This window comes from Bacillus sp. NPDC077411, from assembly GCF_044543425.1.
GTDB lineage: Bacteria > Bacillota > Bacilli > Bacillales > Bacillaceae_G > Bacillus_A > Bacillus_A bruguierae.
On record NZ_JBITWA010000051.1, the window covers coordinates 1 to 1709 of the forward strand.

At 33.2% G+C, this 1709-nt stretch carries 1 protein-coding gene; it reads left to right on the top strand.

Annotated elements, in window-relative coordinates:
* Nucleotides 1-295 precede the first annotated feature (295 nt).
* The gene (locus ACIGHG_RS25610) at nt 296-1204 is read left to right on the top strand and encodes a DMT family transporter (protein WP_396551294.1); all 909 of its coding nucleotides are present in this window, start codon (nt 296-298) and stop codon (nt 1202-1204) included.
* The last annotated feature ends 505 nt before the right edge of the window (nt 1205-1709 follow it).

Sequence of the window (1709 nt, forward strand, 5' to 3'; positions counted from 1 at the left end):
CTCTCTAGCGCCGATGGTAGTTGGGACTTTGTCCCTGTGAGAGTAGGACGTTGCCAGGCAATCTGAGACGAGTCAGTATGACTCGTCTTTTTTGTGTATGTACATAAAAATAGCTTTAATCATTGTAAATAATGAGCCTAAATATAGAAAGGGAGAGACTGAAGAGTTTTTTTAACAGTATAATTTACAAATACATAGAGCCATAACTTTTTTACTATAGTACACAGTAGGGGGATTTACATATGGTATGGAAGCATATAGGGGAAAGGAGGAGAAAATCATTAAAGGAATATGTATGCTATTAATTGCGATTATACTGTGGGGTGGAGCAATTGCTCCAACGAAGTGGGTGCTAGAATCAATACAGCCATTTACGTTATTATTTCTTCGCCTTTGTTTTGCTGGAGGAATATGTGTGCTGTTTTCTTTTAATCAGTTACGCAAAAGTATTGTAAATAGAGATATTCCGTGGAAAAGGGTTAGTTTATTATCTTTTACTGGTGTGGCGGGCTATTTTATGTTTACGTCATATGGTATTGCTTTAACAAGTGGCTTACACGTCAGTATTATTGATGCTGCATTACCATTAGTTACAATTGTTTTTTCCGCTCTTTTTTTAAAGGAAAGAATTCACATCAATTATTGGATTGGAATTGTATTAGGTTTTATTGGTGTAGTATGTATTACAATCCCATCTAATAACGATACTCAAAGTGCTTCTCTGTTAGGGGATATACTTATTTTGTGTAGTACCTTTTTATTTGCTTACTATACAATATTGTTAAAACGACCAAAACAAGAAAAGAATCTATCGAATGAAGTATTTACAACATTGACATTACTTATTGGGGCGGTTATTTTATTCCCTTTTGCTGCTATGGAAGCTTTTTATTATGGTCTGCCTAAACTAAATACGTGGAAGACAGGATTTAGTTTTATGTATCTTGTTGTTGGTGCAACGATTCTTGCTTATTGGTTTTGGAATAAGGCGTTAGAAGAAGTTTCTGCGTCAATAAGTGGACTGTATTTAAATGCACTTCCGCTAGTTAGTATTTTTGTCTCTATTGTTTTATTAAATGAATCTGTAACATGGAAAGTAATGATAGGTGGCATTTTAGTTCTTCTTGGCGTAGTATGGGCGGATCAAAATAAATTGCGAGCTGTAATAAAATCTGTAGATAGAGGAACTGATAGTAGTGTATGAACAAAGAAGGCAGGTTAATTATCTTATCTTCTTTGTTTGTATACTAAAACGAAACTAATAATAAATGTATATAAGAAATAAGTCTCAGCAATCATTGGATTAAGCTATTTACATGATTGAGGTCAGTGTTCTCTTTTAATAAAATGTTATAGAAGACAGTATATATGGAGAATTGTGATTGATCATATTTTCACTCAATGATGTAGTGAAGCAATCAAATTAAGTGATTGATTGAAAAATGGTATACATATTAATTTTTTTATTAAAAGTATTGACTATCCCTATATAGGGGTGTATTATTATACGAGTCGCCAGTGAAATAAAGTAACTGCGATAAACGAAATAAAAAACTTAGTTGACATCGAATGACTGAGATGTTAACATAAGGAAGTCGCAATTGAGCGGCGGATAAGTTCTTTGAAAACTGAACGAAACAAACAACGTGAAACGTCAATTTTTATTTATGATGCTAGACAAACTTTATTGGAGAGTTTGATCCTGGCTC